The sequence below is a fragment of the Pseudomonas sp. fls2-241-R2A-110 genome (genome assembly GCF_030209165.1).
Lineage (GTDB): Bacteria > Pseudomonadota > Gammaproteobacteria > Pseudomonadales > Pseudomonadaceae > Aquipseudomonas.
On the sequence record NZ_JARVSN010000002.1, the window covers coordinates 57,212 to 81,388 of the forward strand.

Below are 24,177 nucleotides of genomic sequence, written 5' to 3' on the forward strand. Positions count from 1 at the left end.
ACGGTGTTCGGGGATTTCAGAGGGGCTACGGGTGACCGCAGTAGCGCATTTGAAGCCGGTTTCCAGACAGCAGCCCGTCATTTGTACACCGGGCTCGACGGGCTTGGCAATCAAGTGGGGCGGGGATGGCGTCTTCTCGGTCGGTTTTTGACCTGGCATTCGCTCGCCGCCGAGACATGTGTTCAGTCTGAAACATTTGCTAATGCAAGGTGCTGGGTTATAACTAAGTCACGAGCGACGCAGGAAGCATCGGAATGGAATCAAAAGAACAGTTGTTAATGGATCTACTGAGCCTCACGGCCCGCTCACTGACTCACCTCACCGCCTCCATGACGTCGATGTCCTTCGAATTGATGCGCAGTGACGACGATGTGACCAAGGCTGCCGGTCGACGGATGATCGACCGCATGGCAACTATCAGCACCGGGCTCGACGAGCATTGGCGACTGATCGGTGAGCTCACGGGCGTGCATATCGCACAGGAACAGATCGAAACCATTCAGGAGATCCAGTTGCAGGCGCCGCCCCCCGGGTTGCCGCCGAACTGATCGTGCGCGGCCATCGGCTGGCCTGATAGTCAGCAATTCACGAGACGAACGTCGCTGGCGCAGGCGCGGGGCAGGCGCCATAGTTTTGTTCCCGCGGCCGACATTGCCCGCCCAAAACAAAACAGAGACTGGCCATGACCAAGACTCTCCATCACCGTGCCTGCCACCTGTGTGAAGCCATCTGCGGCCTGACCATCGAGACGTCCGAAATCGACGGCAACGGCGTGCAGATCACCTCGATCAAAGGCGATTCGCTGGATACGTTCAGCCGCGGGCACATCTGCCCCAAAGCGGTTGCCCTGCAAGACATTCAGAATGATCCGGATCGCCTGCGCCAGCCGATGCTGCGGGTCGGCAGTGAATGGCAGCCTATCGAGTGGGAAGACGCGTTCAACCTGGTTGCTGAACGCCTCTGCGCGATTCAGGAGCGTCACGGGCAGAACGCGGTGGCGGTCTATCAAGGCAACCCCAGCGTGCACAACTATGGGTTGATGACCCACAGCAATTACTTCCTGGGACTGCTGAAAACCCGCAACCGGTTTTCCGCGACCTCGGTCGATCAGTTGCCTCATCACCTGACCAGTCATTTGATGTACGGCCACGGTTTGCTGTTGCCGATCCCGGACATCGATCACACCGATTTCATGCTGATTCTGGGCGGCAACCCGCTGGCGTCCAACGGCAGCATCATGACCGTGCCGGATGTGGAGAAGCGCCTGAAGGCGATTCAGGCCCGGGGCGGCAAAGTGGTGGTGGTCGATCCACGCCGCAGCGAAACGGCGGCGATTGCCGACCAGCATCTGTTCGTGCGTCCCGGTGGCGATGCGGCGTTGTTGTTCGGCTTGCTCAACACGTTGTTCACCGAAGGCCTGGCCCGCGACAGTCATCTGCCGGTGGACGGCCTGGATGAAGTGCGCGAGGCGATTGCAACGTTCACCGCCGAAACCATGAGCCCCCTGTGCGCAGTGCCGGCGGAGCAGATCCGCCAACTGGCGCGGGATTTCGCGGCGGCGCCGACAGCGGTCTGTTATGGCCGCATGGGTGTGTCGACCCAGGCCTTCGGCACGCTGTGCCATTGGCTGGTGCAACTGATCAACCTCGTCACCGGCAACCTCGACCGCGTCGGTGGTGCACTGTGCACCGAGCCGGCGGTGGATCTGGTGGCTTCGACTTCGGGTGGGCATTTCAATCGATGGCAGAGCCGTGTGTCCGGGCGTCCGGAATACAGCGGCGAGTTGCCGGTCTCGGCGTTGGCCGAAGAGATGCTCACCGGCGGAGAAGGGCAGGTTCGTGCGCTGATCACCGTGGCCGGCAATCCTGTCCTGTCCACGCCCAATGGCCGGCAATTGGAACAGGCGCTGGACGGGCTGGAGTTCATGGTCAGCGTTGACCTCTACATCAATGAAACCACGCGCTACGCCGACCTGATCCTGCCGTCGACCTCGGCGCTGGAAAACGATCACTACGACACCACGTTCAACCTGTTCGCGGTGCGCAACGTGACGCGCTTCAACCGGGCGATCCTGGCCAAACCCGAAGGCGCGTTGCATGACTGGGAAATCTTCGTCGGCCTGGCCAAGGCGTTCGCGGCGAAGACCGGCAAGGAATTGAAACCGACCATTGCTCCCGCGCAGATGATTGATCATGGCTTGCGGATGGGGCTTTATGGCGATGCCTCGCCACACAAGCTTTCGTTGGCGACGCTGTTCGATCACCCGCATGGCATCGATCTGGGGGCACTCAAGTCCAACCTGGCGCCGCGTCTGAAAACCGCCAACCAGCGAGTCCAGGCAGCGCCTGCCGTTATTCTCGCCGACCTGGCCCGTTTCGCCGCGCTGCAAGCACCGGCCGCCGACGAATTGCTGATGATTGGCCGCCGGCATGTGCGCAGCAACAATTCCTGGATGCACAACTATCACCGCTTGGTGAAGGGCAAGCCGCGCCATCAATTGTTGATGCACCCGGATGACCTGAGCAGTCGCGGACTCGGCGACGGACAGCGCGTACGGGTCAGTTCGCGGGTCGGCGTGATCGAAGTTGAAGTGCTCGCCAGCCTGGATATGATGAAAGGCGTGGTCAGTCTTCCTCACGGTTGGGGGCATGCGCGCCCGGGCGTGCAAATGACGATCGCCAGCAGCCAGCCGGGTTCCAGCGCCAACGACCTGACCGACGAGTGTCAGCTCGATGAGTTGTCGGGGAATGCGGCGTTGAACGGCGTTCCGGTGACCGTGGTGGCGGCTTGATTGAGTCTGTCGGGGAGACCGAGCATGGCGCTCGGGTTTCCGTTACAATGCGCCACCGTGCCGACCTATGAGTCGGAAAGTTCAGCCGAGGTGCTCCATGGATATCATCGAAACGATTAAAGAGCAGATTGCTAACAACACCATTCTGCTTTACATGAAAGGTTCGCCGAATGCCCCGCAGTGCGGCTTCTCCGCGAAAGCCGCGCAGGCCGTGATGGCATGTGGTGAAAAGTTTGCGTACGTGGACATCCTGCAGAACCCGGAAATCCGCGCGAACCTGCCAAAATATGCCAACTGGCCAACCTTCCCGCAATTGTGGGTCGGTGGTGAGCTGGTTGGCGGTAGCGACATCATGACTGAGATGGCTGCTGACGGTTCGTTGCAGAGCACGATCAAGGCCGCTGTTGAAAAAGCAGCTGCTGGCAAGACCGAAGCCTGAACCCCGGTCATTAAAAAAGCCCCGCCTCTTTAAAAGAGTGCGGGGCTTTTTATTGTCTCGATTTCAGCGGGTGCAAACTTACTCGTCTTCGCCCATCTGCGATTGCAGGTAGTTCTCAAGACCGACTTTATCGATCAGGCCCAGTTGGGTTTCCAGCCAGTCGATATGTTCTTCTTCAGATTCCAGAATGTCTTCGAGCAGTTCGCGGCTACCGTAGTCGCCAACGGTTTCGCAATGAGCGATAGCGACTTTAAGGTCGGCATGGCCGGTGCGTTCGATGCGCAGGTCGCACTCAAGCATTTCCTGGGTGTGTTCACCGATCTGCAGCTTGCCAAGGTCCTGAACGTTCGGCAGGCCCTCGAGGAACAGGATGCGCTTGATCAGCTTGTCCGCGTGCTTCATCTCATCGATGGATTCGTGGTACTCGTGCTTGCCGAGTTTGTTCAGGCCCCAATCTTCATACATGCGTGCATGCAGGAAGTATTGATTGATCGCGACCAGTTCATTGGCAAGGATCTTGTTGAGATGCTGGATGACTGTAATGTCGCCTTTCATGATGGGGTCCTGCCCTTTATTAGCTGTCTATAAGCCGGAGTTTGAGCCGCGCAACTAAGGGTGTCAAACCTAAGTAATTGAAATTTATATGAAAATTAATCGGAATAAGAATGTTTGTGTTCCGCGTCTTGCGCGTAAGCGATTGATTTGCAGCCATAAAAAAACCGGACATCAAGTCCGGTTCATTGAAATTCGGGGTATCAGGCAGCGGTAAATTCTACAGGATAAGGAATCGCGGCCTGTGCCGATTGCAGTTTGCCCAGCGTTTCGCGAACGACTTCCTTGGCAAGGCAGGCGCATTTGCCGCATTGGCTGGCGACCCCGGTGGCGTTACGGACTTCCTTGTAGCTGCAGCAACCTTCATAGATTGCATCGCGGATTTGACCGTCGGTGACGCCAGTGCAGAGGCAAACATACATAAGTGAAAACCGTCGCTGGTTGAGACTCAATTGCGATGGATCTTAATGTTAACGAGAATGATTGTCAAAGTGCTTTCTGAAAGCTTCGCGTTATAAATCCGCATCACTGACGAACGGTTTCCGATAAGGCCATCGGCCAGTATCCAGGCAAGCGGCAATTTTTCCGTCGCGTTGAAAAACCGTTAAGGACAGCTCAAATACGCCGTGTATGATGGTCGGTCCTTGCGAAGGGGGTCGTGTCACAGGGCTGTCGCCTGAGGGTGGCAGGCTGACGCGAACCCAGTTCTTCACGTTAATAGACCAGGAGATATTCAATGAGCGTACTCGTAGGCAAACAAGCCCCTGACTTCACCGTGCCGGCTGTACTGGGCAATGGCGAAATCGTAGACAGCTTCACCCTGTCCTCGGCCATCAAAGGCAAATACGGCCTGGTGTTCTTCTACCCACTGGACTTCACCTTCGTTTGCCCGTCCGAGCTGATCGCTCTGGACAACCGCATGGCTGACTTCAAGGCACGTAACGTTGAAGTGGTCGCCGTTTCGATCGACTCGCACTTCACCCACAACGCCTGGCGCAACACCCCGGTGAACAATGGCGGTATCGGCCAGGTTCGCTACACCATGGCTGCTGACATCAAGCAGGAAATCATGAAGGCTTACGACGTGCAGTCCGCTGACGGCGTAGCTTTCCGTGGTGCGTTCCTGATCGACGACAAAGGCGTTGTCCGCTCGCAGATCATCAACGACCTGCCGCTGGGCCGTAACATGGAAGAGCTGATTCGTCTGGTCGACGCTCTGCAATTCCACGAAGAGCACGGCGAAGTTTGCCCTGCCAACTGGAAAAAAGGCGACAAGGGCATGAACGCTTCGCCAGAAGGCGTTGCTGCTTACCTGACCGAGCACGCTGCGGCGCTGTAAGCCCAAGCGTCAGGCATAAAAAAACCGGCCTCAGTGGCCGGTTTTTTTATGCGCGGGATTATTCAGCGACAGGATCAGTCGTTGAAGTCTTCCCAGCCGCCCATTTGCTTCCAGCGATTGACGATGCCGCAGAACAGCTCGGCCGTCTTTTCGGTGTCGTAGCGAGCCGAGTGAGCCTCACGACCGTCGAAATCGATGTCGGCAGCCTGACAGGCCTTGGCCAGCACGGTTTGACCGTAAGCCAGACCGGCAAGGGTCGCGGTATCGAAACTGGAGAACGGATGGAACGGGTTGCGTTTCATGTCCAGGCGCGTGACCGCGGCATTCAGGAAACCCAGATCGAAGCTGCTGTTGTGTCCGACCAGAATCGCCCGTTTGCAGCCGTTGGCTTTCAGGGCCTTGCGGATACCTCGAAAGATATCGGTCAATGCGGCTTCTTCGCTCACGGCCATGCGCAGCGGGTGATCGAGTTTGATCCCGGTGAATTCCAGCGCGGCCGCTTCGATGTTGGCGCCTTCAAAAGGCTCTACACGAAAGAAATAGGTGTGATCGGGGTACACAAAGCCTTTTTCGTCCATGGCGATGGTGGTTGCAGCAATTTCCAGCAGGGCGTCGGTGGCCGAGTTGAAGCCACCGGTTTCTACGTCGACGACAACCGGCAGGTAACCACGGAATCTGGCAGCCATTGGATGACGAGGACCGCCTCCACCGCCTTGACCGTCCTGTTCGTCGTCGAAATGGTCTTCACTCACGCGTGTTCCTCCAGCAGGCGCCAGCGCAGTTTTTCACCGGCGCGCAGCGGGATGACAGTCAGCTCGCCGAAAGGCAGGCTGGTTGGGGCGGTCCACTCATCGCGGACCAGGGTAATGCGATCGGTGTTCACCGGCAGGCCGTAGAAACGCGGGCCGTTGAGGCTGGCGAACGCTTCGAGCTTGTCCAGCGCGTTGCGCTGTTCGAAGGCTTCGGCGTACATCTCGATGGCGGCATAAGCCGTGTAGCAACCGGCGCAGCCGCAGGCCGCTTCCTTGGCATGCTGGGCATGAGGCGCCGAGTCGGTGCCGAGGAAGAACTTGTCGCTGCCGCTGGTGGCGGCATCGAGCAGGGCTTCCTGGTGGGTATTGCGCTTGAGGATCGGCAGGCAATAGAAGTGCGGCCGAATCCCGCCCACCAACATGTGGTTGCGGTTGTACAGCAGGTGATGGGCGGTGATGGTTGCGCCAACGTTGGCCGAAGCCTCGTTGACGAACTGCACGGCGTCAGCGGTGGTGATGTGTTCGAACACCACTTTGAGCGTCGGGAAACGCTCGACCACACGACGCATGTGCTCATCGATGAAAAGCTTTTCGCGATCGAACACGTCGACATCGCTACGGGTGACTTCGCCGTGAATCAGCAAGGGCATCCCGACCTCGGCCATGGCCTCGAGTGCAGGGAAGATCTTGTCGATACTGGTGACGCCAGAGTCCGAATTGGTGGTCGCGCCGGCCGGGTACAGCTTGGCGGCGTAAACGAAACCGCTGGCCTTGGCCTCGCGAATTTCTTCGGGTTGGGTACGGTCGGTCAGGTACAGCACCATCAACGGTTCGAAGCGACTGCCAGCCGGGCGTGCAGCGAGAATCCGCTGTCGATAGCCATCGGCTTCAGCGGCGTTACGCACCGGAGGTACCAGGTTGGGCATGATGATGGCGCGACCAAAGGTGCGCGCAACATCGGCAACGGTATTGGTCAACACGGCACCATCGCGAAGATGGATATGCCAGTCGTCGGGACGCAGCAGGGTCAGGCGGTCGGACATGAGGGGATTCCAGGCGGGTCAAACTGAGGGGAATGCTACCGGAAAAGACTCTTCCAGGCACTCGCTATCAAGTTTTGAAGGAAGCTTCCGATATCCAGTAGTACGCCGTAAACATGCGTGTGTCGGTCTTTTTGTTGTAGAAGCCAGTGGAGCCTCCCGTGCGCCAGCGTTATTTAGCCTTGCTCAGTGTGTTTGCCAGCCTTCCTGCAATGGCGCTCACTTTCCAGACGCGTCTGGAGAGCATCGAATGGACGGTCGAAGGTGACAAGTTCGAATGCCGCCTGAGTCAGCCGATCACCGATTTCGGGTCGGGTGAGTTCGTGCGCCGTGCTGGCGAGCAGGCGACGTTTCGTCTCAAATCCTACAACGCGATGATCGGCGGCGGTTCAGCGACCCTTCTGGCAGCGGCTGCACCGTGGCAACCGGGACGTGGCGACATCAACCTGGGGTCGGTGCAAATCGGTAGTGGCAATGTGCTGTTCAACAGTTCGCAAGTTCAGGCCGGACGCCTGATCAGCGGATTGATGGACGGTCGCAGTCCGGTCATCCGGCATTCCTCCGGCGACGGTCGTGTGTCTGAGGTGCGCCTGTTGCCGGTCAAGTTCAGCAAAGCCTTCAACGACTACCAGGGTTGCGTCGCAAAATTACTGCCGAAGAATTTCGAACAGGTCAAACAGTCTGAAATCGGTTTCCCGGGTGAAGGTGTTGACCTCGACGCGCGGGGCAAGGCCCAGTTGCAGGTGATGCTGGAGTTCATGAAGGCCGATCCGACGGTCAATCACATTGAGCTCGACGGGCACTCCGACAACAGCGGCAATCGCCTGACCAACCGTGAGTTGTCACGCCGTCGGGCGTTGGCGGTGATGGACTTTTTCAAGGCCAATGGCATTCAGGAATCGCAGATCACCCTGCGTTTCCACGGTGAGCGTTACCCTGTGGCGCCAAACACCAGCGCCACCAACCGCGCGAAGAATCGCCGGGTCGCGGTGCGCCTGGAACGGGTGGCCCCGACCGATAAAGTGGCGCCTCAAGTCGCGACGCCCGGCAGCGCTGCCACGACCTCCTGAACCCGCTGAAATCGTCGCTCGCTCGACATAATCTGTCGCTTCGTCGTCATAAGCTGTCGCGCCTCTGTAAATTATTTCGTATGACCGGTAGACTTCACGGCTTTCCGTAGAACCCCGTGGAGTGATGGCATGGCGGACGTAAACAAGGTCGTTCTGGCGTATTCCGGCGGCCTGGACACTTCGGTGATCCTCAAGTGGCTGCAGGATACTTATAACTGTGAAGTCGTGACCTTCACCGCTGACCTGGGTCAGGGCGAAGAGGTCGAACCTGCACGCGCCAAGGCACAAGCCATGGGCGTCAAAGAGATCTACATCGACGACTTGCGCGAAGAGTTCGTGCGCGATTTCGTTTTCCCGATGTTCCGCGCCAACACCGTTTACGAAGGCGAGTACCTGCTGGGTACTTCCATCGCTCGTCCGTTGATCGCCAAACGCCTGATCGAAATCGCCAACGAAACCGGCGCTGACGCCATTTCCCACGGCGCCACTGGCAAAGGCAACGACCAGGTTCGTTTCGAGCTCGGTGCCTACGCCTTGAAGCCAGGCGTAAAAGTGATTGCTCCGTGGCGCGAATGGGACTTGCTGTCCCGTGAAAAGCTGATGGATTACGCTGAAAAGCACAATATCCCGATCGAGCGTCACGGCAAGAAAAAATCCCCGTACTCGATGGATGCCAACTTGCTGCACATCTCCTATGAAGGCGGCGTGCTGGAAGACACCTGGACCGAGCACGAAGAAGACATGTGGAAGTGGACCGTCTCTCCGGAGAAGGCTCCAGACAAGGCGCAGTACCTGGAACTGACCTACCGCAACGGCGACATCGTGGCACTGGACGGCGTCGAAATGACCCCGGCCACCGTGCTGGCGACCCTGAACCGTATCGGTGGCGAACACGGTATCGGCCGTCTCGACATCGTCGAGAACCGTTACGTGGGCATGAAGTCCCGTGGCTGCTACGAAACCCCTGGCGGCACCATCATGCTGCGCGCTCACCGTGCGATCGAATCGATCACCCTGGACCGTGAAGTGGCTCACCTCAAAGACGAGTTGATGCCTAAATACGCCAGCCTGATCTACACCGGTTACTGGTGGAGCCCTGAGCGTCTGATGCTGCAACAGATGATCGATGCGTCCCAGGCTCACGTGAACGGCGTTGTGCGCCTGAAGTTGTACAAGGGCAATGTGATCGTCACCGGCCGCAAGTCCGACGAATCGTTGTTCGATGCCAACATCGCGACCTTCGAAGAAGACGGCGGCGCCTACAACCAGGCCGACGCGGCGGGCTTCATCAAGCTCAACGCCTTGCGTATGCGCATTGCTGCAAACAAAGGCCGGAAGCTGTTCTGAGACCTTTGAAGTCGCAATAGAAATGTGGCCTTGTCGATGACAAGGCCACATTGCTGAAAGGGGGGGATTTTCTGCCCGGACATGCGATTTATCGTTCTATTCGTTGTTGCTCATACCTCTCCTTCTGCGTTTCTCCCCGATTCTCTTCCAGAGCATCGCCTGCTGCTGTGGGAATAAATCCTCAGCCCACCGTCGTCACGTCACGTGAACTCAAATTGTAAGCAATGCAGAAAGCATGACGCTTTCGGGTTTGTTTCGAGTGCTTGAGCGCGTTTTCCTTCAAAAATGCCTCCGAGTCGGCGCTGGTGATAAACACGATCAGTTGCTCAGGCTTTTCCTGTTGTTGCTGGACCTTCTCCATCAGGTGGTTGAATTCCGTTTTTCTGCACATGACCCGCGCATCAATGATGTGCAGGTCCTGTGACCGCATGGGCAAACGCAGGTAGTGGTTCGCCCAATGTTCCGGAGGGTCTTCGAAAGTGCTGCTGTGCGGTCGATCAGCGTTGCCCATGACTTTTATGAAGTGCTTTCCTTTCTCAAAGTCAGTGGGCGCATAAAGCGATCGGTAATTGAAGTTGAGTGTGGCAAAGAACAGAAAGAGCAAATAAAAGGGGAAGCTGATAAGGAACCAGATATAAATCTCTCGCTCCTTGTTGTCGAGAAAGGGCAGTGATACAGCAGCTGATGTTTCAGACAGTGCTGCAAATATCGCAATGATAGTCATGGGGTTGGTGATTTTTCTCTTGGGTTTTATCATGTCGTATGCTCATGAATGATGTCTTTTTCTCGAAAATTTAGAGGTTTTTTTAAAGGAATGTAAGTTGGTGTTGTGTTGTTTATTAGTTGTGTATTGGAACTCCTTGTTATAGGGGTTTTCAGTAAGTTGTTATAGTAGCTGTGTTCATGTTAAATCAGGTGTGAGTGGGTGGTTGTTTTAGTCATTGTTGAGTTTGTTTTTGTTTCCGGCGTGGCGCTGGTGTGAACTTTTTTACTGAAAGTAACGCGCGTGCAGACATGGGGGAGTTGCGTTCAACCCAGGTGTCTTGGGGGCGGGTTGATTTCAAGCGTAGCTCAATTCCGGGCCTTTCGTGTGACAAATGGACTTCGGCAGGTCGTTTGTTTTCAGATGTATATCGATACAAAAAAAATGAAACGTAGCACGTGCACGGGTCAATAAAATTTAAGACACACAGTAATCGTAAGAATCTTGTAAGACTTCTCCTGCTTTTTTGTAGGGAATGTCTCTCGGTGTGGGTGGCCGAGGGGGGCGGCATGCCATGTCTGAAACGACTAGGCTATTGTGCGGGCTCTAAAAATTCGAACAGCGAAAATTGGACTTGCCCATGAATAAAGTGCTGATCGTGGATGATCACCCCGTCATTCGTCTTGCGGTACGTATGCTAATGGAGCGACATGGCTACGAGGTCATTGCAGAAACAGATAATGGCGTGGATGCGTTACAACTTGCCCGTGAGCTAATGCCGGATATTGTCATTCTGGATATTGGAATACCGAAACTGGATGGATTGGAAGTCATTGCGCGTCTTACCTCAACGGCAATGCCTCTTAAAGTGCTGATACTGACGTCTCAGGCGCCCGGGCATTTTTCCATGCGTTGCATGCAGTCGGGGGCCGCCGGGTATGTTTGCAAACAACAGGATCTCACTGAGTTGCTCAGTGCGATAAAGGCAGTGCTGTCTGGCTACAGTTACTTCCCCAATCAGGCGTTGCACACCGTGCGTTCAAGTCTTGGCAATGCCAGTGAGGCGGACATGGTGGATCGTCTGTCGGGGCGCGAGATGATGGTGTTGCAACAGCTTGCTCGAGGAAAGACCAACAAGGAGATCGCTGATGGCATGTTTCTCAGCAACAAAACCGTCAGTACTTACAAGACCCGCCTGTTGTTGAAGCTCAATGCTCGCTCCCTGGTCGATCTGATCGAATTGGCTCAACGCAATGGTCTGGTATGAGTACGCCAGCGTTTGACGAATCACGATGAAGGGACTGCCTGCAGGATCGGCACTTAGTAAAAAGCCTCCGTTTCGGGAGGCTTTTAGGTGTTATAGGTCAAAATCGTAATCGGCCAATTGCTTTTGCAGTCGGCGCTCCTCCAGCAGATTGTCGATGGTACGGCGTTTGCTCAGGTTGGTCTTTGCCACTTCAACCACCGGTTCAGCGTCATCGGCCTCAACGGGTGTGAAGTCGTCTTCTACGTCCAATTGCTCTTTGCCAGTGCTCATAGGTTAACTCCAGGCTAAGACTGCCTTTGGCGCTCCTTATATCGACAATCGACCGGCGGGTAAAAAAGATTTTTTCAATCGGTATATCAATAAATCTAATACTGCCTCAATCGTCCGAGGTCTTTGCCTTGTATTCGCATAAATCCTCGATACGGCAACTGCCGCAGCGAGGCTTGCGGGCCAGGCAGACGTAGCGTCCGTGCAGGATCAACCAGTGATGGGCGTCGAGCAGGTATTGCTTGGGCACGAACTTCATCAGTTTGTGCTCCACCTCGACAACGTTCTTGCCGGGTGCAATACCTGTGCGATTGCTGACGCGGAAAATGTGGGTATCGACCGCCATGGTCAGCTGACGAAACGCAGTATTGAGTACCACGTTGGCGGTCTTGCGACCCACTCCGGGCAGCGCTTCCAGTTCCTCGCGGGTTTGCGGTACTTCACCGCCGTGGCGCTCTACCAGCAAGCGACAGGTTTCGATCACGTTTTTTGCTTTGCTGTTGTAGAGGCCAATGGTCTTGATGTATTCCGAAAGTCCCTCGACCCCCAAGGCATAGATCGCCGCCGGTGTATTGGCCACCGGGTACAGTTTGGCGGTGGCCTTGTTGACGCCGACATCGGTTGACTGGGCGGACAGAATCACCGCAATCAGCAATTCGAACGGCGAGGAATACGCCAGTTCGGTCTTCGGTTCCGGGTTGTCTTCGTGAAACCTGCGGAAAATTTCCAGACGTTTTGCGGCATTCATGGGCGATGCGTTTCCTCGAAAGCAATCAAATTGAAGAGGTCGAGCGGAGACAGGCCTGGCGCGCGGCGATCAACAGCCCCAACAGAATGAAGCCGCCGGGGGCCAGCGTCGCCAGGTGTAGGCCACTGTCGCCGATGAATCCGCGCAGCAGGCCAAGGCCCACCATCAGTGCGCCAAACCCTGCGCACAAGCGCAGGCGATCGCGCCGGGATTCCTGGAAAAAGCCATTGTGTTCCAGCACGACGCATTGCAAGGCAATCAATCCGGCGTAGACGCCTGCGTGCAGATGCCATTGAAGCGACCAGACTTGCGCACCAAGCTCCGCGCAAGCGGTCAACGTAGCCGCCAGCACGACGCTGGCCAGCAAACGGGTGGACGGCTCCAGTCGTGGTCGCAGCACGCCCATCAAGAGGGCGTAGGCGCAGGTCACCACGACAAACATCAGCCACAGGCCCAGAGCGTTTGCCCAGGCATCGGTGGCGCCGATCAGTGGCGCCAGCATCAGTGAGTTTTGCAGCGTCGATGACTTATTCATGAGCGCTACTCCCGATCAGCTGTTGTGCGTGTTCATCAAAGTAGCGCAAGGCTTCATGGATGGCGCTGATCACGGCCCTTGAAGTGATGGTTGCGCCCGCGATCTGATCGAATTGTCCCTGATCTTTTTTCAAGGCCCAGCCCGTGTCGCCAGGTTCGGCTCGAGACTTGCCGGTAAATCCCTCAAGCCATGCGTTGGGCCGGTCAGCGATCTTGCCGCCCAGCCCCGGGGTTTCCGATTGCTTGAGGGTTTTGACCCCCAGTAACTTGCCGTTGGTGCCGATCGCGATCAACAACTCGATGGAGCCTTCGTAGCCCAATGTCTGGCTACGCAGCAACACCGCGCTCGGTTGGCCGCCCTTGGTTGCCAGGTAGCCGCCCAAGAGCTTGCTGTTGCTCAGTTCGATGTTGTCGACGGGCAGCGGCTGTTCCAGCGGCTGATTGTCGTAGCTTCCCGGTGGCAGCAGGTCCAGCAGGTTCCGGCTGTCGATCAATCGGTGTGTAGCGGCTATGCGAGGTGCGCTGGCATGTTGCACGAGGTACGTCGCGCCAATCCCCAGCCCGGCCAGCAGCACCAGCATCACAACGCTCGTCGCTCGGCTCATGGCGCAATGTGCTCCTGTCTGGACGCGACGAAACGTTCCAGCGCCGGTACGCAGAGGTTCATCAGCAACACCGCAAAGGCCACACCGTCCGGATAACCGCCCCATGTACGAATCAGGTAGGTCAGTAATCCCGCGCCAGCGCCGAACAGCAGGCGGGCACCGGGGCTCTTCGCTCCGGACACCGGTTCAGTGACGATAAAGAATGCACCGAGCATGGTCGCGCCGGTGAGCAGGTGAAACAGTGGTGAGCCATGGGAGTCGGAGCCCGAACCGTTCCAGCACAATAGACTGATGATAAACAGACTGGCGAGCATGCCGACCGGCGCATGCCAGCTGAATACGCGTCGCTGCAGCAGAAAAGCGCCGCCTGCCAGAAAAGCCAGATTGACCCATTCCACGCCACGGCCGCCAAAATGGCCGAAGGCCGGGTTACCGGCGAAGAGCTCCTCCATGGTCAGGCTGTTATTGATCCGCAGACTGTCCAGTGCAGTCGCCTGGACCCAGGCATCCGGCGCATGGTTGAGGCTGAAACCGAAGACCTGTTGCAAACCGCCGAGCAGGTCCATGCCGTGTGACGATGGCCAAAGGGTCATTTGCAGGGGAAAGGCTAACAGGACAAAGGCGAAACCGAGCATTGCCGGGTTGAAGGGGTTCTTGCCGACGCCGCCATATACCTGTTTGCCCGACAGCGCGAACGCTGCAGCACTCACCGTCAGCCACCACGGGCAGTAAGGCGGCATGGCCACAGTCAGCAACGTCGCGGTGACCAAGGCGCTGCCGTCGCTCAAGGTCGGTCGCAAGGGGCGTTTGCGCAGCTGCAACACCGCCGCTTCAACAGCCAGCGCCGCCACGCTCGCCAGGATCAGGTTGATCAACACGCCCCAGCCATAGAGCCAGAACAACACCAGCAGTCCCGGCACGGTGGCCAGCAACACCAGCTTCATGGCCTGCTGAAGGCGTTCATCCACCGATTCAAGGGGTGACATAGGCCTCCAGCAGACGCTCGGCTTCCTTCACCGCCAGTTCCAGCGCCTGGATCTGTTCAGCCGCTGCTTCGCCGGTTTGCGCTTTCTTGAGTTCGGCGCGGCGCATGGCCAACTGGATCTTTGCTCGATTTAATTCTGCATTTTTCGCTGGAATGACCGGCGTGACCGGGGCTGGTGGTGCCGTGCTTTCCAGATTCGCCAAAGCCTGTTCGGCAGCCTCGAACTGTTGTTGCAAGACAATCAATTGCGACTGCTGATCGAAGGTCGGTGGATGCCCGAATGCCTTGAGTGATTTGTTCAGTTGCGCACGGCTCATCGCCACATCGATCTTGGCTTTTTTCACTGCCGCATCAATGTTTGCCGCTTTCTGTGCACGCACTCGCTCAAGCGCCGCCTGCACCGGATCAAGCGTTGCCACTTCACTTTGCGGCGCGGCGCGTTGAGCACGGGCCTGACGTTCAGCAAGTTTGTGTTCTTCTTCGCGGCGCAGGCGGGCATTTCGCTGTTCGAAACGGTGGCGTGCGCGATTGCGCTTGGCGGCGCGGGCTCGTTGTTCATCGAGGCTGAACGCAAGGCCGCCAACAATCGGCAGTACCGTGGCGATTGGCAGCGGGCGCATCTCGATGCAATCCACCGGGCAGGGTGCGACGCAGAGGTCGCAACCGGTGCATTCGTCGACGATCACCGTGTGCATCAACTTGGCCGCGCCAACGATGGCGTCCACCGGGCACGCCTGAATGCACTTGGTGCAACCGATGCACTCGGCTTCGCGAATATAGGCGATCTGCGCCGGGGCCGAGCCGCGGCTGACGTCCAGTTCCAGCACCGGTACTTTCAGCAAGTCGGCCAGGGCCGCAATGGTTTCACTGCCGCCCGGCGGGCACTTGTTGATCGGTTCGCCACTGGCAATGCCTTCGGCGTAGGGCTTGCATCCGGGGTGGCCGCACTTGCCGCACTGAGTCTGGGGCAAGAGGGCGTCGATGCGTTGAATCAGACTCATGTTTTGATCAGTCCGCTGAATCCGAGAAAAGCCGCTGCCATCAGCCCGGCGCCGATCAACTCGATCGGCAGGCCGCGAAAGGGCAGGGGAACATCGTTATCGAGTGTGCGTTGGCGCAAGTCGCTGAACAGGCTCAGCACCAGCCAGAAGCCCAGCCCGGCGCCGAGGCTCAGGGCCGTGGCGTGGAAAAATCCCTGGTCGGCCTGGGCGTTGAGCAAGGTCAGGCCGAGTACGCCGGCATTACCCAGCAGCAAAAGCCAGAGGCCATCGAACGAGCGCTTTGGCAGCAATCGTGAAAGCAGTTTCAGCAGCGGACCGACCAGCAACACGCTCAACGGCAGGAACACGAACAGATGCAGCGAAGTGAGTTCCAGCGGGACCAGCAGCCAGTGATAGGCCGAGTAGCCCAGAATGCCAACCATCAGCATCAGGCTTGTCGTTGCAATGCCCAGGGCATGAACTCGTTCACGCTCGCTGCCCAACAGCGGATCGACGCCCAGCGGCCAGTGCAACACGAGGTTGTTGATCAGGGCAGTGCTGATAAGAGTAAAAACAATTTCAGTCATGATCGTGCCGGCAAGAACGGGGCTTTTAAACGCGGCGGTCTAAAAAGCTTAGGCATTATCCGGCAAGGATGGAGGGTGGGCCAGATATGAAAATCCCACAGTCGCGTCACGCACGACTGTGGGATCGGTTTAGCCGATCAAACCTTACTTGATGCGCTGGCCCGGCTTGGCGCCGCTGTCAGGGCTGAGCAGGTAGATCTCTTCGCCGCCAGGGCCGGCAGCCATCACCATGCCTTCGGAGATGCCGAACTTCATTTTCCGTGGCTTGAGGTTGGCGACCATCATGGTCAGGCGACCATTGAGCTTGGACGGATCCGGATAAGCGCTCTTGATCCCGGAGAATACGTTGCGTTGCTCGTCACCGATGTCCAGGGTCAGGCGCAGCAGCTTGTCGGCGCCCTCAACGTGTTCAGCCTTGAGGATCAAGGCAACGCGCAGGTCGACAGCGGCGAAGGTGTCGAACTCGACTTCCGGCGACAGTGGATCCTTGGCCAGTTCACCGTTGCCGGCAGGTGCAGCGTCGCCGGTGTCGGTAGCGCTGGCGGTCAGGTCTTCCTTGGAGGCGTCACTCATGGCTTGCACTTTCACCGGGTCGATACGGGTCATCAGCGGCTTGAACTCGTTCAGCTGATGGTTGCTGAGCAACGTCGCGTGGTCGTTCCAGGTCAATGGCGCGACGTTCAGGAACGCCTCGGCATCGGCGGCCAGCAACGGCAGGACTGGCTTGAGGAAAATTACCAGCTGGCGGAACAGGTTGACGCCCAGGGCGCAGATGGCCTGGACTTCATCCTGCTTGCCTTCCTGTTTGTTCAGCGACCACGGCGCCTTGTCAGCGATCCAGGCGTTGGCACGGTCGGCCAGGCCCATGATTTCACGCATGGCCCGGGCGAAGTCGCGTGCCTCGTAGGCTTCGGCGATGCTTGGCGCTGCCGCCAGGAACGCGTCGGTCAGTTCCGGCGCCGCGTTGCCGGCCACCAGCAAACCACCGTTGCCCTTTTGGATAAAACCGGCGCAACGGCTGGCGATGTTGACGACCTTGCCGACCAGGTCGGAGTTGACCTTCTGCACGAAGTCTTCAAGGTTCAGGTCGAGGTCGTCGACGCCACGGCTCAGCTTGGCCGCGTAGTAATAGCGCAGGTATTCCGGCGACAGGTGATCCAGATAGGTCCGGGCCTTGATGAAGGTGCCGCGCGATTTGGACATTTTCTGACCGTTGACAGTCAGGTAACCGTGCACGTTGATACCGGTCGGTTTACGGAAACCCGCGCCTTCGAGCATCGCTGGCCAGAACAGGGCGTGGAAGTTGACGATGTCCTTGCCGATGAAGTGGTACAGCTCGGCGGTGGAGTCCTTGCCCCAGAACGCGTCGAAGTCCAGCTCCGGCGTGCGGTTGCACAGGTTCTTGAAGCTGGCCATGTAGCCGATCGGCGCGTCCAGCCAGACGTAGAAGTACTTGCCCGGCTCGTCCGGGATTTCGAAACCGAAGTACGGCGCATCGCGGGAGATGTCCCACTGTTGCAGGCCGGCATCCAGCCATTCGGCGATTTTGTTCGCCACGGCTTCTTGCAGGGTGCCGCTGCGGGTCCAGGTTTGCAGCATCTCCTGGAAGTCCGGCAGCTTGAAGAAGAAGTGCTGGGAATCCTTGAGCACCGGGGTGGCGCCAGAGATCGCCGACTTCGGATCCTTCAGGTCGGTCGGTGCGTAGGTCGCACCGCATTTTTCGCAGTTGTCGCCGTACTGGTCTTCGGTGCCACATTTCGGGCAGGTGCCCTTGATGAAGCGGTCGGCCAGGAACATTTTCTTTTCCGGGTCGAAGTACTGAGTGATCGAACGCTGGGCGATATGCCCTGCGTCGCGCAGCTTCAGGTAGATCTGGCTCGACAGCTCACGGTTTTCTTCGGCGTGAGTGGAGTGGAAGTTGTCGAAGTCCACCAGGAACTCGGCAAAGTCGGCGCTGTGTTCAGCCTGGACGTTGGCGATCAGTTGTTCCGGGGTGATGCCTTCCTTTTCCGCGCGCAGCATGATGGCCGAACCGTGGGCGTCGTCGGCGCAGACATAGATGCATTGATTGCCGCGGTGCTTCTGGAAACGCACCCACATATCGGTCTGGATGTATTCCAGCATGTGGCCAAGATGGATCGAACCATTGGCATAGGGCAGGGCGCTGGTAACGAGGATCTTGCGTGGCTCGGACATGGGGCTCGGCTACTTGATGAAACGGAGGTCGGCCACTATAAAGCGCCAGCGCATATTTTTCACCCCCGAGAACCTTATGCACGGTCTGAGAAATTGCGTGTGGCCATGGGATAATTGTCACATTCTGAAAGCATGCCGTCCGGCCTTTAGAACAGGTAGGATACCCGCCTGATTTTCAGTCCTGCTATCGGAGTTGCCCATGAGCGCCGTCAATCGCGCAGCGGTGGAAGCCGTCCTTCGCCAATACACCGACCCTTACCTGAACCAGGACCCGGTCAGCGCCGGGTGTGTGCGCAACATCGACATCCAGGGCGATCGCGTCAGCGTCCAGCTGGAATTGGGTTACGCCGCCGGCCTGTTCAAGAGTGGCTGGTCGCAAATGCTGCAAATGGCGATCGAAGGCCTCGACGGCGTGACGACTGCTCGCGTTGACATCACCAGCGTGATTGCTGCGCACAAGGCCCAGGCGCAAATTCCAGGCCTGGCCAACGTCAAGAACGTGGTGGCCGTGGCGTCCGGCAAGGGTGGCGTGGGCAAATCCACCACCGCCGCCAACCTTGCGCTGGCCCTGGCCCGTGAAGGCGCCAAGGTCGGGATTCTCGATGCGGATATCTATGGTCCGAGCCAGGGCATCATGTTCGGCATCCCCGAGGGCACCCGGCCGAAGATCAAGGATCAGAAGTGGTTCGTGCCGATCGAATCCCATGGCGTCGAAGTGATGTCGATGGCGTTCCTGACGGACGACAACACGCCGATGGTCTGGCGTGGGCCGATGGTGTCCGGCGCGCTTCTGCAACTGGTAACGCAGACCGCCTGGGGCGATCTGGATTACCTGGTCATCGACATGCCGCCAGGCACCGGGGACATCCAGCTGACCCTGGCGCAGAAAGTCCCGGTGGCCGGTGCAGTCATCGTCACCACCCCGCAGGATCTGGCATTGCTGGATGCGCGCAAAGGCGTCGAGATGTTCCGCAAGGTCAACATCCCGGTGTTGGGCGTGGTGGAAAACATGGCTGTGCACATCTGCTCCAACTGCGGACATGCCGAGCATCTGTTCGGTGAGGGCGGTGGGGTGAAGCTGGCCAGCCAGTACGGCGTTGAGCTACTGGCCTCGTTGCCGCTGGCAATGGCCATCCGCGAACAGGCCGATGGCGGCAAGCCAACCGTGATCGCCGAGCCGGACAGCCCGATTGCGATGGTGTACCAGGAACTCGCCCGCCACGTTGGCGCGCGGATTGTGTTGCAGGAAGCGGTATCGCCGGCAATGCCGAACATCACCATCAGCGACGATTGATATCCATCAATCAACACTGAAACCTGTGGGAGCGAGCTTGCTCGCGATAGCGGTGTAACAGTCACCATCAAGGGTGGATGTTATGGCCCCATCGCGAGCAAGCTCGCTCCCACAGTTGTTTTGGGGGGGCCTTAGATCCGCAACCCGCCATCCATTTCCAGGATCCGGCCGGTGTAGTAATCGTTCTCGAAAATGTACGCCGCCGAATGGGCGATCTCGTCCGGCTTGCCCATTCGCTTGAGCGGAATACCGGCCGTCATTTTCTCCAGCGCTTCGGGCTTCATGCCCAGGGTCATTTCGGTTTCGATGAAGCCCGGCGCAATGCCCGCCACACGAATACCGTAGCGCGCCAGTTCCTTGGCCCAGGTCACGGTCGCCGCTGCCACACCGGCCTTGGCGGCAGAGTAGTTGGTCTGGCCAACGTTGCCGGCACGGGAAATCGAGGAGATATTGATGATCGCGCCGCTGTTGTTCAGCTCGACCATTTTGGCCGCGACTTCACGGGTACACAGGAACACGCCGGTCAGGTTGACGTCGATCACCGCCTGCCACTGGGCCAGGCTCATCTTGGTCATTTCGCCGTCCTTGACCTTCAACAGCAGGCCGTCGCGCAGGATCCCGGCGTTGTTGATCAGGCCATGAATCGCGCCGAAATCTTCAGCCACCTGGGCGACCATGTGCGTGACCTGCTCTTCATTGGCAACGTTGCACAGGTAAGCACGGGCTTCGACACCCTTGGCCTTACAAGCGGCGACGGTGTCGTCGAGCTTTTCCTGGTTCAAGTCGACCAGCGCAAGTTTCGCGCCTTTGCCTGCGAAATACTCGGCCATGGAACGGCCTAAACCCTGGCAACCGCCAGTGATAATGATTACTTTGTCGGTGAGTTGCATTCGCATGCCCCAGTAGCAGGTTGGAGTGGTCTTCCTTCTAGAGAGCCTCTCGATCTGCACCGGATGTGGCCTGGTTGCACATGAGAACTGCCCCGATGGCGTACTGGAAACTATCCCCAGGCGCCTGTCCGTTTTTTCGACGGATTCTATTTAAGGAGTCATAAATTGAGCGTAGAAGCGGCCAAGAATGCCCGAGAATTGCTTCTCAAGGAATACCGTGGGGTGTTGTCGACACACTCCAAGTCGATGCCGGGTTTCCCGTTTGGCTCCGTCGTTCCTTACTGCCTCGACGAGCAGGGGCGGCCGCTAATCCTTATCAGCCGCATCGCACAGCACACCCATAACCTGCAAAAAGACCCGAAATGTTCGTTGTTCGTGGGCGAGCGCGAGGCTGATGATGTGCAAGCCGTTGGTCGCCTGACTTACCTCGCCGAAGCAGCAAAGCTCGAGGACGAGGCGGCCATCGAAGCAGCGGCGGAACGCTACTACCGCTATTTCCCGGATTCGCAGAGCTACCACAAGGCTCACGATTTCGATTTTTGGGTGCTCAAGCCTGTGCGTCACCGCTACATCGGTGGTTTTGGCGCGATTCACTGGGTCGATCACCTGACCCTGGCCAACCCGTTTGCCGGCAAAGCCGAGGCGAGTATGGTCGAGCACATGAATGCCGATCACGCCAAGGCCATCGCCCATTACGTCGATCTGGCAGGCCTGCCCAAAACCGAGCCGGCGCAACTGGCGGGCATCGACACTGAAGGCATGCACCTGCGCATTGGTCAGGCCTTGTACTGGCTGCCGTTTCAAGCGCCTTGTAATACGCCGACACAAGTGCGCGAAGCCTTGGTTTTCCTGGCCCACGCTGAGCATTGGCCGAAAAATGAAGTGGCCGGTGCTTGAATTCACGAATCGGCGACGTCATCTAGGGAAGACTGGCAAGGCATTCTTGCGTTGAGGAACCATTTGATGCGCCCTTTTTTATTGCTCTTTGTACTGTTTCCGGTGTTGGAGCTGTTCGTATTCGTCAAGGTCAGCGGGGCAATCGGGTTTTTCCCGGCCTTGCTGCTGATTATTCTCGGCTCGATGCTCGGCGTGTTCGTGCTCCGCATCGCCGGTCTGGCCACTGCATTGCGGGCGCGTGAAAGCCTGAACCGCGGCGAACTGCCGGCGCAGACCATGCTCGAAGGCCTGATGCTGGCCCTGGCAGGCGGTCTGTTGATCCTGCCGGGTTTCGTCACCGACGTGCTGGGCTTGATCATGTTGCTGCCGATCTCCCGTCGACTGCTGGCCAATAAAATGCGCCAGCGCGCCGAGGAACAAGCGATCCGTCAGCGTGCGTTCGCCGATGACCTGCAACCCCGAGGCGGTCCTGCTCCGCGAGCGCCGCTGGGCCGCGAGCCCAATGTGATCGAAGGCGAGTTCGAACACCGCGATTCCAAGTAACACCTTTCAATGACACGGCACCTTTGGGTGCCGTGTTCGTTTTTGGGGCAACAAGGTGAAAATTTTTTGCTGCCCGCCCTTGTAATCAGCTTGTACGCCCTTATGTAACGGTCACCGCAAGGTTTCTGGCGATCACGCCAGACAGACTTCCGCGTCTCGCTTGTCGAGCCGCACCCGGCACCGCCGGATTTGTTAAACCCGCCGGGAATACACCGGCCGATGAAAACCACAATTAGGAGAGATCGACAATGAAGCTTCGTCCTCTGCATGACCGCGTCGTTATCCGTCGCAGCGAAGAAGAAAAGAAAACCGCTGGCGGTATCGTCCTGCCAGGTTCGGCTGCTGAAAAGCCAAACCAGGGTGAAGTCCTCGCTGTAGGCCCAGGCAAAGTGCTGGACAACGGTGAAGTGCGTGCACTGTCCGTGAAAGTGGGTGACAAGGTTGTGTTCGGCCCGTACTCCGGCAGCAACACTGTGAAAGTTGATGGCGAAGACCTGGTTGTAATGGCTGAGAACGAGATTCTCGCTGTTGTCGAAGGCTGATTCCCCCGCTCATTTTCCCGCTACTACAAAGTATTTAAGGAATATCGATCATGGCTGCTAAAGAAGTTAAATTCGGCGATTCCGCCCGCAAGAAAATGCTCGCCGGTGTCAACGTCCTGGCTGACGCAGTAAAAGCGACCCTGGGCCCTAAAGGCCGTAACGTGATCATCGAGAAAAGCTTCGGCGCTCCGACCATCACCAAGGACGGCGTTTCCGTTGCCAAAGAAATCGAGCTGAAAGATCGCTTCGAAAACATGGGCGCGCAGCTGGTCAAAGACGTTGCCTCCCGTGCCAACGATGACGCAGGCGACGGCACCACCACCGCTACCGTTCTGGCTCAGTCGATCGTCAACGAAGGCCTGAAAGCCGTCGCTGCCGGCATGAACCCGATGGACCTGAAGCGTGGTATCGACAAAGCGACCATCGCTATCGTCAAAGAGCTCAAAGCACTGTCCAAGCCTTGCGCTGACACCCGTGCAATCGCTCAGGTCGGCACCATCTCGGCCAACTCCGACAGCTCCATCGGCGACATCATTGCCGAAGCCATGGAAAAAGTCGGTAAAGAAGGCGTGATCACCGTTGAAGAAGGCTCGGGCCTGGAAAACGAACTGTCGGTTGTTGAAGGCATGCAGTTCGACCGTGGCTACCTGTCCCCGTACTTCGTCAACAAGCCAGAGACCATGACCGCCGAACTCGACGGTCCGCTGATCCTGCTGGTCGACAAAAAAATCTCCAACATCCGCGAAATGTTGCCAGTACTGGAAGCCGTTGCCAAAGCCGGCCGTCCACTGCTGATCGTGGCCGAAGACGTTGAAGGCGAAGCCCTGGCGACTCTGGTTGTGAACAACATGCGTGGCATCGTTAAAGTCGCAGCCGTCAAGGCTCCAGGCTTCGGCGACCGTCGCAAGGCCATGCTGCAGGACATCGCTGTCCTGACTGGCGGTACCGTTATATCCGAAGAGATCGGTCTGAGCCTGGAAAGCACTACCCTGGAACACCTGGGTAATGCCAAGCGCGTGATCCTGTCCAAAGAAAACACCACCGTGATCGACGGTGCCGGCGTTGAGGCTGACATCCAGGCTCGCGTTCTGCAGATCCGTCAGCAAGTGGCCGACACTTCGTCCGACTACGACCGTGAAAAACTGCAAGAGCGTCTGGCCAAGCTGTCCGGCGGCGTTGCAGTGATCAAGGTTGGCGCTGGTTCCGAAGTAGAAATGAAAGAGAAGAAAGCCCGCGTTGAAGACGCCCTGCACGCTACCCGTGCAGCCGTTGAAGAAGGCGTGGTACCTGGCGGCGGCGTGGCACTGGTTCGCGCTCTGCAGGCTATCTCCGAGCTCAAAGGCGACAACGATGACCAGAACGTTGGCATCCAGTTGTTGCGTCGCGCTGTTGAAGCGCCACTGCGCCAGATCGTTGCCAACTCCGGTGACGAGCCAAGCGTTGTGGTCGACAAGGTCAAGCAGGGTTCGGGTAACTACGGTTACAACGCTGCGACCGGCGAATACGGCGACATGATCGAAATGGGTATCCTGGACCCGGCTAAAGTGACTCGTTCGGCTCTGCAAGCGGCTTCGTCGATTGCCAGCCTGATGATCACCACCGAAGCCATGATCGCTGAGATCAAGGAAGACGGTCCAGCTGGCGGCGGCATGCCAGACATGGGCGGTATGGGCGGCATGGGCGGCATGATGTAAGCCAGCCTTACCCCGTACGAAAAAACCCCGCTGGCGCGAGCCAGCGGGGTTTTTTATTGTGCGGATTTCGTGGGGGAGGGATCGGTTGATTGCCGGAGCGAGCAACCTCACTCCC

At 57.9% G+C, this 24,177-nt stretch carries 25 protein-coding genes and 1 pseudogene; 12 read left to right on the forward strand and 14 right to left on the reverse strand.

The window, feature by feature from the left end; all coding sequences use genetic code 11:
- Positions 1 to 254: 254 nt before the first annotated feature.
- The 3 genes from plzR (at position 255) to grxD (ending at position 3,230) form a co-directional block, all read left to right on the forward strand.
- A complete protein-coding gene (gene plzR / locus QRN31_RS00650; RefSeq protein WP_285429504.1) occupies positions 255 to 548 on the forward strand; it encodes a PlzR type 4 pili assembly inhibitor in 294 nt (97 codons plus the stop codon).
- Between the two features lie 134 nt (positions 549 to 682).
- Entirely contained in the window at positions 683 to 2,791 is a 2,109-nt protein-coding gene (locus tag QRN31_RS00655; RefSeq protein WP_285429505.1) for a molybdopterin oxidoreductase family protein, read from the forward strand.
- A 97-nt stretch (positions 2,792 to 2,888) separates the two neighbouring features.
- Positions 2,889 to 3,230, forward strand: a complete 342-nt coding sequence (gene grxD / locus QRN31_RS00660) for a Grx4 family monothiol glutaredoxin (RefSeq protein WP_090180701.1) — start codon at positions 2,889 to 2,891, stop codon at positions 3,228 to 3,230.
- 78 nt (positions 3,231 to 3,308) lie between these two features.
- On the opposite strand, the gene bfr is transcribed toward grxD, so the two are convergent.
- Positions 3,309 to 3,785 (reverse strand): bacterioferritin, encoded by a 477-nt coding sequence (gene bfr, locus QRN31_RS00665; RefSeq protein WP_090180704.1) that lies wholly within the window; start codon positions 3,783 to 3,785, stop codon positions 3,309 to 3,311.
- A gap of 200 nt (positions 3,786 to 3,985) precedes the next feature.
- Positions 3,986 to 4,204, reverse strand: a complete 219-nt coding sequence (locus QRN31_RS00670) for a bacterioferritin-associated ferredoxin (RefSeq protein ID WP_090180756.1) — start codon at positions 4,202 to 4,204, stop codon at positions 3,986 to 3,988.
- A 314-nt stretch (positions 4,205 to 4,518) separates the two neighbouring features.
- Between QRN31_RS00670 and QRN31_RS00675 the strand changes: the two genes are divergently transcribed.
- Complete coding sequence (locus tag QRN31_RS00675; protein ID WP_007938920.1) at positions 4,519 to 5,121, forward strand: peroxiredoxin; 603 nt, start codon at positions 4,519 to 4,521, stop codon at positions 5,119 to 5,121.
- 74 nt (positions 5,122 to 5,195) lie between these two features.
- On the opposite strand, the gene rnt is transcribed toward QRN31_RS00675, so the two are convergent.
- Positions 5,196 to 5,873 (reverse strand): ribonuclease T, encoded by a 678-nt coding sequence (gene rnt, locus QRN31_RS00680; protein WP_285429506.1) that lies wholly within the window; start codon positions 5,871 to 5,873, stop codon positions 5,196 to 5,198.
- Positions 5,870 to 6,916 carry a dihydroorotase gene (pyrC, locus tag QRN31_RS00685; protein ID WP_090180762.1) on the reverse strand — a complete coding sequence of 349 codons (1,047 nt, stop codon included), beginning with the start codon at positions 6,914 to 6,916 and terminating at the stop codon, positions 5,870 to 5,872. The genes rnt and pyrC overlap by 4 nt, the downstream gene beginning before the upstream one ends.
- A gap of 158 nt (positions 6,917 to 7,074) precedes the next feature.
- Here pyrC and QRN31_RS00690 point away from each other — a divergent pair, with 158 nt between their 5' ends.
- On the forward strand, positions 7,075 to 7,983 hold the full coding sequence (locus QRN31_RS00690) for a flagellar protein MotY (protein ID WP_285429507.1): 909 nt from the start codon (positions 7,075 to 7,077) through the stop codon (positions 7,981 to 7,983).
- 129 nt (positions 7,984 to 8,112) lie between these two features.
- The gene (locus QRN31_RS00695; protein ID WP_007898502.1) at positions 8,113 to 9,330 is read left to right on the forward strand and encodes an argininosuccinate synthase; all 1,218 of its coding nucleotides are present in this window, start codon (positions 8,113 to 8,115) and stop codon (positions 9,328 to 9,330) included.
- 181 nt (positions 9,331 to 9,511) lie between these two features.
- Here QRN31_RS00695 and QRN31_RS00700 read toward each other — a convergent pair whose 3' ends face one another.
- Entirely contained in the window at positions 9,512 to 10,087 is a 576-nt protein-coding gene (locus QRN31_RS00700) for a hypothetical protein (protein ID WP_285429508.1), read from the reverse strand.
- Positions 10,088 to 10,673: 586 nt separating this feature from the next.
- Between QRN31_RS00700 and QRN31_RS00705 the strand changes: the two genes are divergently transcribed.
- Positions 10,674 to 11,300 (forward strand): response regulator transcription factor, encoded by a 627-nt coding sequence (locus tag QRN31_RS00705; protein ID WP_007943575.1) that lies wholly within the window; start codon positions 10,674 to 10,676, stop codon positions 11,298 to 11,300.
- A 90-nt stretch (positions 11,301 to 11,390) separates the two neighbouring features.
- Here the strand turns inward: QRN31_RS00705 and QRN31_RS00710 are convergent, their stop codons facing one another.
- The 8 genes and pseudogenes from QRN31_RS00710 to metG form a co-directional block, all read right to left on the reverse strand.
- On the reverse strand, positions 11,391 to 11,570 hold the full coding sequence (locus QRN31_RS00710) for a PA3496 family putative envelope integrity protein (protein ID WP_007898493.1): 180 nt from the start codon (positions 11,568 to 11,570) through the stop codon (positions 11,391 to 11,393).
- A 106-nt stretch (positions 11,571 to 11,676) separates the two neighbouring features.
- A complete protein-coding gene (nth, locus tag QRN31_RS00715; protein ID WP_285429510.1) occupies positions 11,677 to 12,315 on the reverse strand; it encodes an endonuclease III in 639 nt (212 codons plus the stop codon).
- Between the two features lie 25 nt (positions 12,316 to 12,340).
- Positions 12,341 to 12,850, reverse strand: a complete 510-nt coding sequence (locus QRN31_RS00720) for an Rnf-Nqr domain containing protein (RefSeq protein ID WP_285429512.1) — start codon at positions 12,848 to 12,850, stop codon at positions 12,341 to 12,343.
- Entirely contained in the window at positions 12,843 to 13,454 is a 612-nt protein-coding gene (locus QRN31_RS00725) for an RnfABCDGE type electron transport complex subunit G (protein ID WP_285429513.1), read from the reverse strand. The genes QRN31_RS00720 and QRN31_RS00725 overlap by 8 nt, the downstream gene beginning before the upstream one ends.
- Positions 13,451 to 14,440 (reverse strand): RnfABCDGE type electron transport complex subunit D, encoded by a 990-nt coding sequence (locus QRN31_RS00730; RefSeq protein ID WP_285429514.1) that lies wholly within the window; start codon positions 14,438 to 14,440, stop codon positions 13,451 to 13,453. The genes QRN31_RS00725 and QRN31_RS00730 overlap by 4 nt, the downstream gene beginning before the upstream one ends.
- A gap of 604 nt (positions 14,441 to 15,044) precedes the next feature.
- Positions 15,045 to 15,419 (reverse strand): annotated as a pseudogene (gene rsxB, locus QRN31_RS31490) (electron transport complex subunit RsxB); the annotation flags it as partial.
- 17 nt (positions 15,420 to 15,436) lie between these two features.
- Complete coding sequence (locus QRN31_RS00740) at positions 15,437 to 16,006, reverse strand: Rnf-Nqr domain containing protein (protein ID WP_285429516.1); 570 nt, start codon at positions 16,004 to 16,006, stop codon at positions 15,437 to 15,439.
- Positions 16,007 to 16,150: 144 nt separating this feature from the next.
- A complete protein-coding gene (gene metG, locus QRN31_RS00745) occupies positions 16,151 to 18,202 on the reverse strand; it encodes a methionine--tRNA ligase (RefSeq protein WP_285429517.1) in 2,052 nt (683 codons plus the stop codon).
- A gap of 199 nt (positions 18,203 to 18,401) precedes the next feature.
- Between metG and apbC the strand changes: the two genes are divergently transcribed.
- A complete protein-coding gene (apbC, locus tag QRN31_RS00750) occupies positions 18,402 to 19,496 on the forward strand; it encodes an iron-sulfur cluster carrier protein ApbC (protein WP_285429519.1) in 1,095 nt (364 codons plus the stop codon).
- A gap of 131 nt (positions 19,497 to 19,627) precedes the next feature.
- Here apbC and QRN31_RS00755 read toward each other — a convergent pair whose 3' ends face one another.
- Positions 19,628 to 20,386 carry an SDR family oxidoreductase gene (locus QRN31_RS00755; RefSeq protein WP_208669672.1) on the reverse strand — a complete coding sequence of 253 codons (759 nt, stop codon included), beginning with the start codon at positions 20,384 to 20,386 and terminating at the stop codon, positions 19,628 to 19,630.
- A 165-nt stretch (positions 20,387 to 20,551) separates the two neighbouring features.
- On the opposite strand from QRN31_RS00755, the gene QRN31_RS00760 reads away from it, so the two are divergent.
- From QRN31_RS00760 to groL, 4 genes are all read left to right on the forward strand, one after another.
- Positions 20,552 to 21,283 carry a HugZ family pyridoxamine 5'-phosphate oxidase gene (locus QRN31_RS00760; RefSeq protein WP_285429521.1) on the forward strand — a complete coding sequence of 244 codons (732 nt, stop codon included), beginning with the start codon at positions 20,552 to 20,554 and terminating at the stop codon, positions 21,281 to 21,283.
- A gap of 66 nt (positions 21,284 to 21,349) precedes the next feature.
- On the forward strand, positions 21,350 to 21,826 hold the full coding sequence (locus QRN31_RS00765; RefSeq protein ID WP_285429522.1) for an FxsA family protein: 477 nt from the start codon (positions 21,350 to 21,352) through the stop codon (positions 21,824 to 21,826).
- Between the two features lie 248 nt (positions 21,827 to 22,074).
- Complete coding sequence (locus QRN31_RS00770) at positions 22,075 to 22,368, forward strand: co-chaperone GroES (RefSeq protein ID WP_033057492.1); 294 nt, start codon at positions 22,075 to 22,077, stop codon at positions 22,366 to 22,368.
- A 50-nt stretch (positions 22,369 to 22,418) separates the two neighbouring features.
- On the forward strand, positions 22,419 to 24,062 hold the full coding sequence (gene groL, locus QRN31_RS00775) for a chaperonin GroEL (protein ID WP_201120479.1): 1,644 nt from the start codon (positions 22,419 to 22,421) through the stop codon (positions 24,060 to 24,062).
- Positions 24,063 to 24,177 lie beyond the last annotated feature (115 nt).